Here is a 16,274-nt window from a genome sequence, read left to right as displayed (position 1 = left end):
CACCTGGACCCACCTCCGTGACCTGCGCAAACACGCCACTCGACGGAGTGGCGCGCGCGCAAGACTCGTTGACTGTGGTGAAAAGTGGGGTACGGTGGTGGCCAGTGGGGCGGAAGGGAGCCCCCGAGCCGGAACCGGGCGGGGAGCCAACCGGATCCGGTAGGGAGGTGGAGGCCGGTGTTCCTCGGCACCCACACCCCGAAGCTGGACGACAAAGGGCGGCTCACGCTGCCCGCGAAGTTCCGCGAGGCCTTGGCAGGCGGGCTGATGGTCACCAAGGGGCAGGACCACTGTCTCTTCGTCTTCCCCCGTGCCGAGTTCGAGCAGATGGCCAGGAAGGTCGCCGAAGCCCCGTTCACGAACGAGGCGGTGCGGGCCTACCAGCGCTACCTGTTCGCCGGGACGGACGAGCAACGTCCGGACGGGCAAGGGCGCGTCGCCATCGCGCCGGAGCTTCGCCGGTACGCGGGGCTGAACAAGGAGTGCGTGGTGATCGGTGCGATCACCCGGCTCGAAATCTGGGACGCCCAGGCGTGGCAGGGCTACCTGGACGAACACGAGGACAGCTACGCACAGGCTCGGGAGGAAGTTCTGCCGGGCGTCTTCTAGGAGACGTTCCGGGCGCACCTGCGTCGTCGGGGGACGCGGGTACGCCGTTCGACGCGGATGCCGTGAGGCCTCTGTCCGCTCTTTGACCCTGGCGCACCTTCCCCGGTGCCAGGTCAGCAAGCGGGCGGGCAGGGACCTGACGGCATCCGCCGCATCTTCCCCGGAAAACACGCGGCAGGAAGGGGGAAGACATGACGGACGCAGCCGAGCACGTTCCGGTGCTGCTGGACCGCATCGTCGAGCTGTTCGCCCCCGCGCTGGACGGCCGGGACGCCGTCCTCGTCGACGCGACCGTCGGACTCGGCGGCCATTCCGACGCGCTGCTCGCCGCGTTTCCCCGGCTCCGGCTGATCGGGCTGGACCGCGATCCCGCCGCGCTCGAGCGCTCCGCGGAGCGGCTCGCGCGGCACGGCGACCGCGTCGACCTCGTGCACACTGTCTACGACGGACTTCCCGAAGCGGTGTCCGGACTGGGACTGTCCCGAGTGGACGGAATCCTGTTCGACCTCGGCGTCTCGTCGATGCAGCTCGACCGCACCGAACGCGGGTTCGCCTACTCGCAGGACGCGCCGCTGGACATGCGGATGGACCCGACCACCGGGTTCACCGCGGCCGACGTGCTCAACACCTACGCGCCCGGCGAGCTGATCCGGATCCTGCGCGACTACGGCGAGGAACGCTTCGCGCAGCGGATCGTCCGCGCCGTGGTGGCGGAACGGGAGAAGGAACCGTTCACCCGCAGCGGAAGGCTGGTCGAACTGCTCTACTCCGCGGTTCCGGCGGCGAGCAGGCGCACCGGCGGGCATCCGGCGAAGCGCACCTTCCAGGCGCTGCGGATCGAGGTCAACGGCGAGCTGGAAGTGCTGCGCCGGGCGATGCCCGCGGCGCTGGGCGCGCTGGCGATGGGCGGCCGGATCGTCGTCGAGTCCTATCAGTCCCTCGAGGACCGGTTGGTGAAGCAGGCGCTGACGGAACTGGCGAAATCCCGGACGCCGGAAGGGCTTCCGGTCGAACTTCCCGGGCACGGGCCGGAATTGAAGCTCCTCACGCGGGGAGCGGAGAAGGCCGGCGAGAGCGAGATCGAGCACAACCCGCGGGCCGCCTCGGTGCGGTTGCGCGCAGCACAACGGATCGGAGAGCCGCGATGACCGCACCTACGAAGTCCCGCCGCTCGTCGTCGACCGCTGCGGAGCGGGCACCGCGGAACACCGTCGAGGCCGACGCCCCGGCGCGGCGGCGCACGACGGCCGCCGAGCGCGCGTACGCCCGGCGGGCGCAGCGGGCCGACCTGTTGCGCCAGCGTGCGCCGAAAAGGCCTGCCGCCGAACCGGAAACCGTCGAAGCGAAGACCGTGCCCACGCGGTTCAAGCTGCGCTGGCCGCGGTCGCGCGCGTCGTTCGTGCTCGTGATGATGGGGCTGCTGGCGGTCGGGGTCGCCGCGACGCTGTGGTTCACCACGCAGGCGATCGCCGATTCGTACCGGCTCGAAAAACTGCGCACGGACAGCGCTTCGCTGATGGAGACCAAGGACCGGCTGGAGCGCGAGGTCGCGAAGGCCCAGTCCCCGGCGTCTCTCGCGCCCGAGGCCAAGCAGCTGGGCATGGTGCCCGGCGGCGACCCGGCGCGCATCGTGGTCGGCAAGGACGGCAAGACGACCGTCGTCGGCGAACCGAAGAAGGCCCAGCCGGACGAGCAGGACTCGGCCGCGCCGCCGTCGACACCCGCTGCTCCGCCCGCCGCGGAGGGCGGCATCGAAGGGGACCTGCCGGGCACTGCCGCAGGTACCGCGGGAGGACAGTGATGGCAGCAGGCGGCAACAGCCGTTCCAGGGCGGCGGGCAGCGCGCGGCGGACCTACGCCGCGGGCACCCGCCGTGCCGTCGCGAAACGGGGCAACGGCGGACAGCGCAGCCGGTTTTCGGCGGTGCGCATCATGCTGGTCGTGCTGATGGTCGTGGCGGGCGCGAAACTGGTGCAGGTGCAGTGGTTCGAGGCGCCCGCGCTCTCTGCGGCGGCCGAGCGCCAGCGCACGCTCACCATCGACATTCCGGCGCAGCGCGGATCCATTGTGGACCGCAACGGCGCGAAGCTGGCGTTCAGCGTGGAAACCCGCACGCTGTCGGTGAACCTGCGCGCGCTGCACAAGACGATGGACGAGTACGCGAAGAAGTACCCGGACAAGGGCCGCAACTTCGAGACCGAGGTCGCCGGCGCGGCGAAGCTGATCGCGCAGAAGCTCCCGCACCTCACGACGGAGGCCGAACAGCTGGCGCTGCTGCACAAACAGCAGTCCTTCACCTACCTCGTCGACAACGTCGAGCCTTCAGTGGCCGACCAGATCGTCAAGAAGTACGCGTGGATCAGCGTGGAGAAGCGCGCCAAGCGCGAGTACCCGGGCGACACGCTCGCGTCGAACATCGTCGGCCTGGCGAACTGGCGGATGGACGAAGCCGACGTGTCGAAGCACAACCTGCACGGCGTGATCGGACTGGAGAAATCGCGCGATGCCGACCTGGCGGGCACGCCCGGCCGAGAGATCGTGAACACCCAGAACGGCAACGACAATCTGTACCTGCCGGGCACCGAGCACGTGCTCAACGCCGCCGTCCCGGGCTCCGACCTCGAGCTGACCATAGATTCCGACCTGCAGTTCGAACTGCAGCGCCAGCTGAGCGACTACGTCGCGAAGGCCGGGGCCAAGGGCGGCCAGGCGGTCATCATGGACGCGAAGACCTCCGAGGTGTACGCGCTGGCCGACGCGAGCACGTTCAACCCGAACGACCCGTCCACGATCAAGGACGATCTGCTCAACAACCGCCCGATCACCACGCCGTACGAGCCCGGTTCGGTGAACAAGGTGGTCACCGCCACCGCGGCGATCGACGACAAGATCACCACGCCGACCTCGACGCTCGAGGTGCCGGGCTCGATCAAGATCGCCGACCGGACGGTCCACGACGCGTGGCCGCACGGCACGCAGACGTTCACCACCACCGGCGTGTTCGCGAAATCGTCCAACGTCGGCACGCTGGAGCTGGCCCAGCAGGTCGGCCCGGACCGGTATCTCGCGCTGCTGAAGAAGTTCGGGATCGGGCAGAAGACCGGCATCGGCCTTCCCGGCGAGAGCTCCGGGTACGTGCCGCCGCGCAAGGACTGGTCGGCGTCCACGTTCGGCAACCTGCCGATCGGGCAGGGCCTTTCGATGACCGTCGTGCAGATGGCCGGGATGTACCAGGCGATCGCGAACGACGGCCTGCGCGTCGAACCGCGGATCGTGAAGGCGAAGAAGAACCCGGACGGCACCGTGACGCCGGAAGCGCCGCCGAAGACCGAGCGCGTGGTGAGCCCGGAGACCGCGAAAACGGTGCGGGACATGCTGCGCGCCGTCGTGCAGAACGCGAAGAGCCCGAATTCGGGTACCGCGCCGTCGGCCGGGCTGGAGGGCTACCAGATCTCCGGCAAGACCGGCACCGGCCAGCAGATCGACCCGCGCACCAAGGCCTACAGCTCGAGCCTGGCGAACATCACCTTCGCGGGGATCCTGCCCGCCGACCACCCGCGCTTCGTCGTGGGCATCCGGCTGGACGCGCCGGACAGCACGCCCGCCGGGCATTCCGCGGGGCCGCTGTTCCACTCGATCGCGTCGTACCTGTCGCAGCGGTACCAGATTCCGCTGTCCGACGGGCCGGCACCGGTGGTGCCGCTCGTCGTCGGCTGACCGCCGCGCCGGTTTCGACAGTCGGCCATGGAGATGTCCGTGAAGGGCCCCTTGAGGGAATCAGATTCCCTCAAGGGGCCCTTCACGGACATTTGCGGGTGCGGAGAGCTGACGCGTCGCGCCTCGGGGGCAGGCAACGCGTGTGAAGCGGCAGCGGAGCACCCGCTGATCGTCCACACGGGCCGGTGCGGCACCCGGGAAAGGGTTGCGCCGCAACGATCTTGACCGCCTCGCCTAGCACACCCGCGGCGGCGGCGCGCGTTCGCCGTACCGCGTTGGGTCACCCGGATCCGGCCTCGGTAACCTCTCCGGCGTGTCCGTGTCCTCGTCCCAGCCCCGAAGCGGGCCCGCTGCCGCCTCGCTGCCGGACAGCCCGGCCAAGGCAGCCGCCGCGCCGCCCCGCCCGGCCCGGATCGACCCGGTCCCGCTGGCCACTCTGCTCGCCCGCGCGGGAGCCCGGCTCATCGCCGACCGTCCCGAGGCCGCCGACCTCACCGTCACCGGCGCCACGCTGCGTGCGCAGCACGTGCTGCCCGGCGACCTGTTCGCCGGCCTCCCCGGAGCCCGCGCGCACGGCGCCGACTTCAGCGACCAGGCGCTCGCCGCCGGAGCCGCGGCCGTCCTGACCGACCCGAGCGGAGCCGACCGGCCCGCGCTGCGCGATTCGCCGGTGCCGGTCCTCGTGCATCCGGACCCGCGCGCCGCGCTCGGCGAGATCGCCGCGTGGATCTACGGCGAGCCGTCGCTGAGCCTGTCCGTGCTCGGCGTCACCGGCACCTCCGGCAAGACCACCACCTCGTACCTGGTCGACGCGGGCCTGCGCGCCGCCGGGCGCACCACCGGCCTGATCGGCACGGTGGAGACCCGGATCGCCGGCGAGCGCCTGGCCAGCGGGTTCACCACGCCGGAGGCCCCGGACCTGCAGGCGCTGCTCGCGGTGATGCTGGAGCGCGGCGTCACGCACGTGCCGATGGAGGTGTCCAGCCACGCGCTGGCGCTCGGCCGGGTCAACGGCACCCGGTTCGCGGTCGGCGCGTTCACCAACCTGTCGCAGGACCACCTCGACTTCCACAAGGACATGGAGGAGTACTTCGCCGCCAAGTCCCTGCTGTTCGACGGCCGGTCCACCACCGAGGTCGTCGTGGTCGACAGCGCGTGGGGGCAGGCGCTGCTCACGCCGCAGACGGTGACCGTGTCGATCGAAGCCGGGGCCGACGCGCTCTGGCGGGCCGCCGACATCGAAGCGACCCCGGCGGGGGAGCAGACCTTCACGCTGCTCGGGCCGGACGGGCGCAGCCTCGCCGCGAAGATCCCGCTGCCCGGCATGTTCAACGTCGCCAACGCGGTGCTCGCCGCGGCGATCCTGGACAGCGCGGGCATCGAAGCCGACGCCATCGTCGCCGGGCTCGCCTCGGTGGAGGTGCCCGGCCGGATGGAGCGGGTCTACCTGGGCCAGGACTTCACCGCGGTGGTCGACTACGCGCACAAGCCGGCCGCGGTGGCGCAGGGCCTCGACGCCCTGCGCGCCCGCACCGACGGCCGGATCATCACCGTGCTCGGCTGCGGCGGCGACCGCGACACCGCGAAGCGCCCGATGATGGGCGAGGCCGCGGTGCGCCGCAGCGATCTCCTGATCGTCACCGACGACAACCCGCGTTCGGAGGATCCGGCCGCGATCCGCGCCGCGATGATGGCCGGGGCCCGCGCGGTCGGGCCGGCCGCGGGCGGCGAAGTCGTGGAGATCGGCGACCGGCGCGAGGCGATCGCGTCCGCGGTGTCGCTCGCCCGGGCGGGAGACATCGTCCTGATCGCAGGCAAGGGCCATGAGACCGGCCAGGAGGCCCAGGGTGTGGTGCACCCGTTCTCCGACCGGGACGAGCTGGAGGCCGCCATCCGCAAGCGTCTCGAGGTGACCGCGTGATCGAGCTGAGCCTGGCCGAGATCGCCGACGTCGTCGGCGGCCGGCTGCACCGCACCGACGGATCCGCTGTCGTGACCGGCAGCGTCGAGTTCGACACCCGCGAACTCGGCCCCGGCGGGCTGTTCGTCGCCCTGCCCGGGGAACGCGTCGACGGGCACGATTTCGCCGCGAAAGCGGTCGAGTCCGGCGCGGTCGGCGTGCTGGCCGCGCGGGAGGTCGACGCTCCGGCGATCGTCGTGCCGCCGCTGCCGGCGGGACAGGGCAACTCCGGGTCGGTCGCGCTGACCGGCGACACCGACGGCTCCGGGGCCGCCGTGCTGGCCGCGCTGGCCAAGCTCGCGCGGCACGTCGTCGAGCGGCTGGCGGCGGGCGGGCTGACCGTCATCGGCGTCACCGGCTCGTCCGGCAAGACCTCGACGAAGGACGTCATCGCGCAGCTGATCGAGCCGATGGCGCCGACGGTCGCGCCGCCCGGGTCGTTCAACAGCGAGCTGGGCCACCCGTGGACCGCACTGCGCGCCGACGCGTCGACCAAATTCCTCGTGCTGGAGATGTCCGCGCGCGGGGTCGGGCACATCGCGGAAGCGGCCGCGACCACGCCGCCGCGGATCGGCGCGGTGCTCAATGTCGGCAGCGCGCACGTCGGCGAGTTCGGCTCGCGCGAAGGCATCGCGAAGGCGAAAGGCGAGCTGGTCGAGGCGCTGCCGGAAGACGGTCTCGCGGTGCTGAACCTGGACGATCCGCTGGTCGCGGCCATGGCGAGTCGCACTAAAGCCCGCGTCGTGGGCGTGGGGGAGTCGGCCGGGGCGCAGGTCCGGGCCGCCGACATCACTGTCGACGACGAAGCTCGCGCGTCCTTCCGGCTGGTCACGCCCGAAGGCGAGGCCCCGGTGACGCTGCCGCTGCACGGCGAGCACCACGTCGGCAACGCGCTGTCGGCCGCCGCCATCGCGCGCGAACTCGGCGCGACCACCGAGGAGATCGCGCAGCGGCTGTCGTCGCTGCAGCGGCGTTCGGAGCGCCGGATGGACGTCACGACCCGCGCGGACGGCGTCACGATCCTCAACGACTCGTACAACGCCAACCCGGAATCGGTCCGGGCCGGGCTGAAGGCGCTGGCCTCGATGAGCCGCTCCGGCCGCCGCGCCTGGGCGGTGCTCGGCGTGATGGGCGAGCTGGGCGAGGACTCGGTGACCGCGCACGATTCGATCGGGCGGCTCGTGGTCCGGCTGAACATCGAGAAGCTCGTCGTGGTCGGCCAGGACGCGGCCGCCATGCACCAGGGCGCGTTCCAGGAGGGTTCCTGGGGCGAGGAGTCGGTGCTGGTACCCGATGTCGAGGCCGCGGTCGCCGTGCTGCATGATCAGCTCCGTCCCGGGGACGTGGTGCTGGTCAAGGCGTCCAAGGCCGCCGGTCTCTGGCGGGTGGCCGAAGCGCTGCTGGCCGATCCGGAAACAAACACCGACGACTCTCCTTTGAACTCTGAACGCTCGAACGGTGGTCACGCGTGATCAACATCATGATCGCGGCCGCGGCGGGTCTGCTGGTCTCGATCCTGCTCACGCCTTACCTCATCCGGGTCTTCTCGCGGCAGGGCTTCGGCCAGGAGATCCGCGAGGAAGGCCCGCAGGGGCACAAGTCGAAGCGCGGCACGCCGACCATGGGCGGCGTCGCGATCATCATCGCGATGGTCGTCGGCTACTTCGTCGCGCACCTGATCACCTGGATCGGCAACTCGCGCTCGGCGGCGCCCTCGGCGTCCGGCCTGCTCGTGCTGATGCTCGCGGTCGGGCTCGGCCTGGTCGGCTTCCTCGACGACTTCATCAAGATCCGCAAGCAGCGCAACCTCGGGCTGAACAAGACCGCGAAGCTGGTCGGCCAGCTCGTGATCACCATCCTGTTCGCGGTGCTGTCGCTGCAGTTCAAGGACGCGCAGGGGCTGACCCCGGCGTCGCAGAGCCTGTCCTACGTCCGCGACCTGGCGCTGATCACGTTCCCGTCGGTCGTGTTCGTGATCTTCTGCTACATCGTCATCTCCGGCTGGTCGAACGCGGTGAACTTCACCGACGGCCTCGACGGCCTGGCCGGCGGCGCGGCGGCGATGGTGCTCGCGACGTACGTGGTCATCTCGTTCTGGCAGGCCCGGCTCTCCTGCTCGACCCAGCCGCTGCCCGCCTGCTACGACGTGCGGGACCCGCTCGACCTCGCCGTCGTCGCGGCCGCGGCGACCGGGGCCTGCATCGGGTTCCTGTGGTGGAACGCGGCCCCGGCGAAGATCTTCATGGGCGACACCGGCTCGCTCGCCCTCGGCGGCCTCGTCGCCGGGCTTTCCATGACCACCCGCACCGAACTGCTCGCCATCGTCATCGGCGGCCTCTTCATGGTCGAGATGATCTCGGTGGTCACGCAGATCGCGGTCTTCCGCACGACGCGGCGGCGGCTGTTCCGGATGGCGCCCTTCCACCACCACTTCGAGCTGGCCGGGTGGGCCGAAACCACGGTGATCATCCGGTTCTGGCTGCTCTCGGCGATCTGCTGCATGTTCGGGCTCGGGCTGTTCTACAGCGAGCAGCTCAATTTCGGGGGCTGACCTTTGGAGCTTGACGGCAAACACGTTCTCGTCGCGGGCGCGGGCGTCACCGGCAAATCGGTCGTTCCGGTGCTGCGCGAGCTGGGCGCGCGGGTCACGGTCACCGACGGCAACGCCGAGCGGCTCGCCGAACTGGACGATCTGGACGCCGAGCTGGTGCCCGGCCTGACCGAACCGCCCGCGGACACCGCGCTCGTGGTGACCAGCCCGGGCTGGCGGCCGACGTCTCCGCTGCTGGTCGCGGCGGCCGAGGCGGGCATCGAGGTGATCGGCGACGTCGAGCTGGCCTGGCGGATCGGGCAGCTGCGCGAGCATCCGCCCGCGTGGCTGGTGATCACCGGGACCAACGGCAAGACGACCACGGTCGGGATGCTGGAGTCGATCCTGCGCGCGGCCGGCGCGGACGCGGTGGCCTGCGGCAACGTCGGCTACCCGGTGCTCGACGCGGTGCGCGGCGGGCACCAGGTGCTGGCCGTCGAGCTGTCGAGCTTCCAGCTGCACTGGTCGTCCACGATCGCGCCGGACGCCTCCGTGGTGCTGAACCTCGCCGAGGACCACCTCGACTGGCACGGCTCGATGGAGGAGTACGCCGCGGCGAAGGGCCGCGCGCACCACCGTTCGCGCGCCGTCGTGCACAACGTCGACGACCCGTGGTCCACGCGGATCGCCGAAGAGCACGCGCCGGAAGACGCGCGGCGGATCGGGTTCGTGCTCGACACCCCGCGCGCCGGAGAGCTGGGCTTGGTCGAAGACCTGCTGGTGGACCGCGCTTTCGGGGCCGACCCGGAGACGAGCGCCGAGGAACTCGCCGAGATCGCCGACGTCCGCCCGGCCGGACCGCACAACCTCGCGAACGCGCTCGCCGCGGCCGCGCTGGCTCGCGTGCACGGAGTGCCGCTCGCGGCGGTGCGCAAGGGGCTGCGCGCGTACGAGCCCGCTCCGCACCGCGCGGTGGAGGTCGCCGAGATCGGCGGCATCCGGTACGTCAACGACTCGAAGGCCACCAACCCGCACGCCGCGCTCGGCTCGCTGCTCGCGCACGAAAGCGTGGTCTGGATCGCCGGCGGGCAGCTCAAAGGCGCTTCGGTGGACGAACTGGTCGCTGCGGTCGGCGGACGGCTGCGCGCGGCTGTGCTGCTGGGCGCCGATTCCCCCGTGATCGAAGCCGCTCTGTCGCGACACGCGCCGGATGTCCCGTGCAACCGCCTCCTTCCGGGTGACGATGAGCCCATGACTGCGGCGGTGAATGCGGCCAGCGCCCTGGCTCGTCCTGGTGACGTGGTGCTCCTCGCGCCCGCCGCTGCCTCGCTGGACATGTTCCGCGGCTACGGAGCGCGCGGCGACGCGTTCGAAGCCGCGGTGCGCGCTCTGGCCGACGGCGCGGCGGGGGCGGCGGATGACAGTCGTTGACGAGAAGAAGGCTCGCCCGCGCCGCGTCCGCAAGGAAAGCCCGTTCGTCGCGTTCCGCACCGCGCTGACCGCCTGGCTTTCCCGTCCGCTGGCGTCGTTTCACCTGGTCCTCGCGCTGACCGGGATCCTGACCCTGATCGGCATCGTGATGGTGCTGTCCGCGTCTTCGGTGGCCTCCTACAACCCGAAGACCGGCAGCGGCGTGTACGCGCTGTTCTTCCGGCACCTGATGTTCGTCGCGCTCGGCGGGATCGTGTTCTGGGCCGGCCTGCGGGTGCGGCTCGAACGGATCCGCCGGATGTCGGCGACGATGACCGTGGTCTGCCTCGGTCTTCTCCTGCTGGTGCTGACGCCGCTCGGGTCGACCGTGAACGGCTCGCAGGGCTGGTTCAAGCTCGGCGTGTTCACCTTCCAGCCGGTCGAGGCGGCGAAGGTGGCGCTGGCGTTCTGGGGCGCGCACATCCTGGTGATCAAGTACAGCAAGCTGCACCAGTGGCGGCACCTGCTGGTCCCGGTGGTGCCGGTGGCGCTGCTGATGTTCGCGCTGGTGATGATGCAGCCCGACCTCGGCGGCACGATCACGCTCGCGGTGGTCCTGCTCGGCCTGCTGTGGTTCGCGGGCGCGCCGAAGCGGCTCTTCGGGGTGATCCTGGCCGGCGGCCTGAGCGGCGTGCTGGTGCTGGCGATCATCGCGCCCTACCGGCTCGCCCGGGTGATGTCGTTCCTGTCGCCGGACGCGGACACCTCGGCCGAGGGATTCCAGGCGAACCAGGCCAAGCTGGCGCTCGCCGACGGCGGGCTGTTCGGCAAGGGGCTCGGGCAGGGCGCGTCGAACTGGGGCTACCTGCCGAACGTGCAGAACGACTTCATCTTCGCGCTGATCGGCGAGGAACTGGGCTTCGTGGGCTGCGCGGTCGTGCTGGCGCTGTTCGCCGGCGTCGCCGTGGTCGGCCTGCGGATCGCGACCCGCAACATCGACCCGTGGATCCGGATCGTCGCGGGCACGCTGACGGTGTTCCTCGTCGCGCAGGCCGCCATCAACATCGGCTACGTGGTCGGGCTGCTGCCGGTCACCGGCGTCACGCTGCCGCTGATCTCCTACGGCGGCACGTCGCTCGTGATCACCATGCTCATCATGGGCGTGCTGGCCAACGCCGCGCGGCACGAACCCGAGGCGGTGGCCGCGCTGCGCTCGCACGGGCCGGGTAAATTCGGACGCCTGCTGCGGCTGCCCGCGCCCGATCCGTACCGCCCGCCGTCCACCCGCAAGGGAACGCGCGCCGCGGGGACCGGGACGAAGGCGGCCCGGCCGGCGCCGCGTGCGGCCCGGCCCGCACCGGCACAGGAACGCCGCCGGTCGGCGCGGCGGACTACAGCGAACCGCGGTGCCCGGAGCACCGCGAACCGGAGAGGTCATCGGTGAGCAAGCCCGTCAAGGGAACGCAGCGGTCGGCAGCGGGCCGGGCGCCGGTCGTCGTGGTCGCAGGCGGAGGCACCGCCGGGCACATCGAGCCCGCGCTCGCGCTGGCGGACGCGGTGAAGCGGCTGCGCCCGGACGCCGAGGTGATCGCCCTCGGCACGGAACGCGGACTGGAGAACAAGCTCGTGCCCGCGCGCGGGTACCCGCTGGAGCTGATCCCGCCGGTCCCGATGCCGCGCAAGCCGACGCCGGAACTGCTCCGGCTGCCGCTGAAGGTGCGCGACGCGGTCCGCCGCACCCGCGAGGTGCTGGACCGGGTGCACGCGGACGTCGTGGTCGGCTTCGGCGGCTACGTCGCGCTGCCGGCGTACCTCGCCGCGCGCGGCCGCACCCCGATCGTGGTGCACGAGGCGAACAAGTCGGCAGGGCTGGCCAACAAGGTCGGCGCCCGGTTCGCGGCCCGGGTCGCGGTCGCGGTGCCGGGAACGCCGTTGCCCAAGGCCGAGGTGGTCGGCATTCCGCTGCGCCGCTCGATCACGTCGCTGGACCGGGCCGCGCTGCGGGCCGAGGCACGCGAATTCTTCGAGCTGGACCCGGACGCGCCAACGCTGCTGGTGTTCGGCGGTTCGCAGGGCGCGGCGTCGATCAACTCCGCGATCTCCGGCGCGGCGAAGGACTTCGCCGAGGCCGGCGTCGGCGTGCTGCACGCGCACGGCCCGAAGAATTCCCTTGTGGTGCAAGAGTTCCCCGGGCGTCCGGCGTACGTGCCGGTGCCGTACCTGGAGCGGATGGACCTGGCCTATGCCGCGGCGGACGCGGTGGTGTGCCGGTCCGGCGCGATGACCGCGGCCGAGGTGTCCGCGGTCGGACTGCCCGCGGTGTTCGTCCCGCTGCCGCACGGCAACGGCGAGCAGGCGGTCAACGCCCAGCCCGCGGTCGACGCCGGCGCGGCGCTGATGGTCGCCGACGCCGACCTCACCGCGGAGAAGGTCGCCGAGCTGGTGATCCCGCTGGTGACCGACGCCGACCGGGTCGCCGCGATGAGCGCGGCCGCGGTCGGGCTCGGCCACCGCGAGGCCGACGAAACCCTCGCCCGCATCGTTTTGGAGGCCGCCGGTGCCTGACACGCCCGAACTGCCCGCGCAGCTGCGCCGGGCGCACCTGATCGGGATCGGCGGGGCCGGGATGTCCGGCATCGCGCGGATCCTGCTCGCCCGCGGCGCGGCCGTGTCCGGGTCGGACGCCAAGGAATCGCGTGCGCTGCTTTCGCTGCGCGCGCAGGGAGCGACGCTGTTCGTCGGCCAGACCGCGGAGAACCTCGGCGAGCTGGCCGAACCGCCGTCGGCCGTCGTGGTGTCGACCGCGATCAAGGAGACCAACCCGGAATTCGCCGCGGCCCGCGAGCGCGGCATCCCGGTGCTGCACCGCGCGCAGGCGCTGGCCGGGCTGATGGCCGGGCACCGCGTCGCGTGCATCGCGGGAACGCACGGCAAGACGTCGACCACGTCGATGCTCACCGTGGCGCTGCAGAACTGCCGGATGGACCCGTCGTTCGCGATCGGCGGCGACCTCAACGAATCCGGCGCCAACGCGCACCACGGCGAGGGCGGCGTGTTCGTCGCGGAGGCCGACGAGAGCGACGGTTCCTTCCTCACCTACACGCCGTCGGTGGCGGTGGTGACGAACGTCGAGCCCGATCACCTCGACCACCACGGCACCGCCGAGGCGTACGTGAAGGTGTTCAGCGACTTCGTCGGCCAGATCGAGCCGGGCGGCCTGCTGATCGTGTGCGCCGACGACGAGGGCGCGGCCCGGCTGGGCGACGAAGCCGCCGCGGCCGGAGTGCGGGTGCGCCGTTACGGCCGTGTCGCTTCCGGCGAGGGCGACGTGCGCGTGCTCGACTACGCGCCCGCGCCGGACGGCGGCGTCGTGCGCGTCGCGCTGGACGGCGAAGAACACGACCTGCGGGTCGCGGTGCCGGGCGAGCACATGGCGCTCAACGCGATCGCCGCGCTGCTCGCCGGGCTCGAACTGGGCGCGCCGCTGGACGGCATGGCCGCGGGGCTCGCCGCGTTCGGCGGGGTGCGCCGCCGGTTCGAGTTCAAGGGCCGCGCGGGCGACGTGCGGGTGTACGACGACTACGCGCACCACCCGACCGAGGTGGCCGCGCAGCTGCGCGCGGTGCGCACGGCCGCCGGCAGCGGACGGGTCGTCGTGGTGTTCCAGCCGCATCTGTTCTCGCGCACGCAGACCTTCGCGGCCGAGTTCGCCGAGGCGTTGTCGCTGGCCGACGAGGTCGTGGTGCTCGACGTGTTCGGCGCGCGCGAGGAGCCGGTGCCGGGCGTGACCGGCGCGCTGATCGCCGACCGGGTCACCGTTCCGGTGCATTACCAGCCCGCCTTCGACGTGGCCGCCGGCCTGGTCGCGGACCTCGTGCGGCCGGGCGATCTCGCGATCACCATGGGCGCGGGCGACGTGACGCAGCTGGGCCCGGAGATCCTGGCCGAACTGGACCGGAGGGCCGGACGAGCATGACCGGGACCCGGCAGCAGCGCCGTCGCTCGCCCGCGCCTCGCGCGGGCGAGGAACAGCGTGCTGCCCTGGCCCGGGAACGGCGGGGGCGGCGGACCGAGGAGGAACGCCAGCGCACCCGGGCCCGCACCGCCGTGCGCACGGGCCGCTCGAAGCGGGCCGCCGCGCGGAAGTCCCGGCCCACCCGCGGCCAGGAGATCCGCCGTCGGTGGGTGGCGCTGCTGATCGTGGTCACCCTGCTGGGGCTGGGGTATCTGCTGTTCTTCAGCTCGCTGCTCTCGGTGAAGACGATCGAGGTGCAGGGCGCGAAAACCGTGTCGGCGGACCAGATCCGCGCGACCGCCCAGGTGCCGGCCGGGCAGCCGATGCTGCGGGCGGACGTCGACGGGATCCGCGACCGGGTGGCCCAGATGCCGGGCATCGCGACCGTCGACGTGTCCCGGTCGTGGCCGACGACGCTGGAGATCGCGGTGACCGAACGGACCCCGATCGCGTTCTTCGACAGCGGTCCCGGCGGCGACGGGGTGCATCTCGTCGACGGCGGCGGGGTTGTGTTCAAGACGGTGAAGACCCGGCCGGTCGGGCTGCCGGAGCTGAAGCTGCCGAAGGTGTCGGTGGACGATCCGGTCACTCGTGCGGTTACCGCGGTGCTCGGGGTCTTGCCGGAGCAACTGCTGAAGCAGACCAAGACGGTCACCGCGCAGACTCCGGCGAGTGTGGAGTTCACGCTTTCTACCGGCAAGACTGTGCGGTGGGGGAACTCGGAGAACACCGATCGCAAGGCGAAGGTGCTGGCTGCGCTGCTGACGCAGCAGGGGAAGATCTACGACGTTTCCGCGCCGGAGCTGCCGACCATCACCTCCTAGGCCTCGTCCTGGGCCGCGTTCGGGGGTTCGGTGGCTCTTATTTCTCGTATGGCGTACGCTTGTCGGGTTCGTACGGCATACGAGAAGGTGGGGGCATGACTGTTCTGGTTACCGGTGCTACGGGCAATGTCGGGCGGCTGGTCGTGGACGAGCTGGTGGCTCGTGGCGTGCCGGTGCGGGCGTTGACGGTGGATCCGGAGCGGGCGGCGTTGCCGGATGGGGTTGAGGTGGCGGTCGGGTCGTTGGCCAAGCCTTCGACGTTGCCTGCTGCGTTGGACGGGGTCGAGGCGGTTTATCTGGCTCCTTATGCGCGGACTGTTTCCCGGTTTTGCGAGTTGGCTTGTGAGGCGGGGATTCGGCGGGTGGTTGCGTTGTCCGGGGCGAGTGTCGGGGATGAGCATCCGGCTTCTAGCGGGCATGGGTTTGCTGCGGTGGAGAAGGCCGTGGGGGCCGGCGGGTTTGACTGGACGTTTTTGCGGCCTGGGGCGTTTATGATCAATTCGCTGGGGTGGGCGCCTTCGATTCGGGAGCGCGGGGAGGTTCGGTCGGTCTGTCCTGGGGCTACGCAGACGCCTATCGATTTGGGGGATATTGCTGCGGTGGCTGCTCATGTGCTGGCTACTGACGGGCATGTGGGGCGGATTTACGAGTTGAGCGGGCCGGAGGGGATTTCTCTCGCGGGGATGGTTTCGGCTATCGGGGGTGCGTTGGGGAAGCCGGTTCCGTTTGTGGAGTTGACTCCGGAGGAGCAGGTTGCGGAGTGGGTTTCCTCGGGGTATCCGGAGGAGATTGCTTCTTGGTTGGTGGAGATGTTCGAGTTCACGGTGGTGAATCCGCAGGTGCCTACTGGGGTTGTCGAGGAGTTGTTGGGGAGGGCTGGGGTTTCTTTCGCCGAGTGGGCTAAGGGGAATGTGGCTGCGTTTTCTTGAGTTTCTCGTTCGGCTCGTCGCCTGGGGGCGACATTGCGCCCGTTGTTGCGGCGGGGCACCCCGAAGCTGATTGTGACTACGGCGCGGGGGTGCTTGTCAAGGCGGGAAAGATGCCTTGACAAGCACCCCCGCGCCGCGTTTTTGGCTTCGTATCGGGGTGCGGGGGTGGTGTGGGTGCCTCGATCGTTGGGTGCGCTGGTGCGGTTCGCGGGTGGGTGCGCAGTTTTGGTGCGCTGGTGCGGTTGAGCGGGTGGGCGCGCGGTTTTGGTGTCTGGTGGGG

At 71.1% G+C, this 16,274-nt stretch carries 13 protein-coding genes; all 13 read left to right on the top strand.

What is annotated here, in order from left to right; translation table 11 throughout:
* Positions 1-177: 177 nt before the first annotated feature.
* Positions 178-609: a division/cell wall cluster transcriptional repressor MraZ gene (gene mraZ, locus D0D37_RS41270; protein ID WP_009080393.1), complete on the top strand. Its 432-nt coding sequence runs from the start codon at positions 178-180 to the stop codon at positions 607-609.
* Between the two features lie 191 nt (positions 610-800).
* Positions 801-1,757 (top strand): 16S rRNA (cytosine(1402)-N(4))-methyltransferase RsmH, encoded by a 957-nt coding sequence (rsmH, locus tag D0D37_RS41265; protein WP_116206010.1) that lies wholly within the window; start codon positions 801-803, stop codon positions 1,755-1,757.
* Positions 1,754-2,410, top strand: a complete 657-nt coding sequence (gene ftsL, locus D0D37_RS41260; protein WP_116206009.1) for a cell division protein FtsL — start codon at positions 1,754-1,756, stop codon at positions 2,408-2,410. The genes rsmH and ftsL overlap by 4 nt, the downstream gene beginning before the upstream one ends.
* Positions 2,410-4,326: a peptidoglycan D,D-transpeptidase FtsI family protein gene (locus D0D37_RS41255; protein ID WP_116206008.1), complete on the top strand. Its 1,917-nt coding sequence runs from the start codon at positions 2,410-2,412 to the stop codon at positions 4,324-4,326. The genes ftsL and D0D37_RS41255 overlap by 1 nt, the downstream gene beginning before the upstream one ends.
* A gap of 361 nt (positions 4,327-4,687) precedes the next feature.
* The gene (locus D0D37_RS41245) at positions 4,688-6,247 is read left to right on the top strand and encodes a UDP-N-acetylmuramoyl-L-alanyl-D-glutamate--2,6-diaminopimelate ligase (RefSeq protein ID WP_116206011.1); all 1,560 of its coding nucleotides are present in this window, start codon (positions 4,688-4,690) and stop codon (positions 6,245-6,247) included.
* Entirely contained in the window at positions 6,244-7,758 is a 1,515-nt protein-coding gene (locus D0D37_RS41240; protein ID WP_116206007.1) for a UDP-N-acetylmuramoyl-tripeptide--D-alanyl-D-alanine ligase, read from the top strand. Before D0D37_RS41245 ends, D0D37_RS41240 begins: the two co-directional genes overlap by 4 nt.
* Positions 7,755-8,837 carry a phospho-N-acetylmuramoyl-pentapeptide-transferase gene (gene mraY / locus D0D37_RS41235; RefSeq protein WP_116206006.1) on the top strand — a complete coding sequence of 361 codons (1,083 nt, stop codon included), beginning with the start codon at positions 7,755-7,757 and terminating at the stop codon, positions 8,835-8,837. Before D0D37_RS41240 ends, mraY begins: the two co-directional genes overlap by 4 nt.
* A gap of 3 nt (positions 8,838-8,840) precedes the next feature.
* Positions 8,841-10,247, top strand: a complete 1,407-nt coding sequence (gene murD, locus D0D37_RS41230) for a UDP-N-acetylmuramoyl-L-alanine--D-glutamate ligase (protein WP_116206005.1) — start codon at positions 8,841-8,843, stop codon at positions 10,245-10,247.
* Entirely contained in the window at positions 10,234-11,670 is a 1,437-nt protein-coding gene (gene ftsW / locus D0D37_RS41225) for a putative lipid II flippase FtsW (protein WP_116206004.1), read from the top strand. The genes murD and ftsW overlap by 14 nt, the downstream gene beginning before the upstream one ends.
* Positions 11,667-12,791, top strand: a complete 1,125-nt coding sequence (gene murG / locus D0D37_RS41220) for an undecaprenyldiphospho-muramoylpentapeptide beta-N-acetylglucosaminyltransferase (RefSeq protein WP_116206003.1) — start codon at positions 11,667-11,669, stop codon at positions 12,789-12,791. The genes ftsW and murG overlap by 4 nt, the downstream gene beginning before the upstream one ends.
* Positions 12,784-14,202, top strand: coding sequence for a UDP-N-acetylmuramate--L-alanine ligase (gene murC / locus D0D37_RS41215; protein WP_116206002.1), 1,419 nt, complete (start codon positions 12,784-12,786; stop codon positions 14,200-14,202). The genes murG and murC overlap by 8 nt, the downstream gene beginning before the upstream one ends.
* Entirely contained in the window at positions 14,199-15,065 is an 867-nt protein-coding gene (locus tag D0D37_RS41210; protein ID WP_116206001.1) for a cell division protein FtsQ/DivIB, read from the top strand. Before murC ends, D0D37_RS41210 begins: the two co-directional genes overlap by 4 nt.
* 95 nt (positions 15,066-15,160) lie before the next feature.
* The gene (locus tag D0D37_RS41205) at positions 15,161-15,994 is read left to right on the top strand and encodes an NAD(P)H-binding protein (protein ID WP_116206000.1); all 834 of its coding nucleotides are present in this window, start codon (positions 15,161-15,163) and stop codon (positions 15,992-15,994) included.
* Positions 15,995-16,274 lie beyond the last annotated feature (280 nt).

The organism is Amycolatopsis circi (assembly GCF_003385235.1).
GTDB classification, from domain to species: Bacteria; Actinomycetota; Actinomycetes; order Mycobacteriales; family Pseudonocardiaceae; genus Amycolatopsis; species Amycolatopsis circi.
Note: the sequence above shows the minus strand (reverse complement) of the source record. Positions and strands in the feature narration are given on the sequence as shown.

What these genes read in the sequence shown, in the direction of transcription:
- rsmH (WP_116206010.1), top strand. Translation starts at nt 801, where the DNA reads ATGACGGACGCAGCCGAGCACGTTCCGGTGCTGCTGGACCGCATCGTC.
- ftsL (WP_116206009.1), top strand. Translation starts at nt 1,754, where the DNA reads ATGACCGCACCTACGAAGTCCCGCCGCTCGTCGTCGACCGCTGCGGAG.
- D0D37_RS41255 (WP_116206008.1), top strand. Translation starts at nt 2,410, where the DNA reads ATGGCAGCAGGCGGCAACAGCCGTTCCAGGGCGGCGGGCAGCGCGCGG.
- ftsW (WP_116206004.1), top strand. Translation starts at nt 10,234, where the DNA reads ATGACAGTCGTTGACGAGAAGAAGGCTCGCCCGCGCCGCGTCCGCAAG.
- D0D37_RS41210 (WP_116206001.1), top strand. Translation starts at nt 14,199, where the DNA reads ATGACCGGGACCCGGCAGCAGCGCCGTCGCTCGCCCGCGCCTCGCGCG.
- D0D37_RS41205 (WP_116206000.1), top strand. Translation starts at nt 15,161, where the DNA reads ATGACTGTTCTGGTTACCGGTGCTACGGGCAATGTCGGGCGGCTGGTC.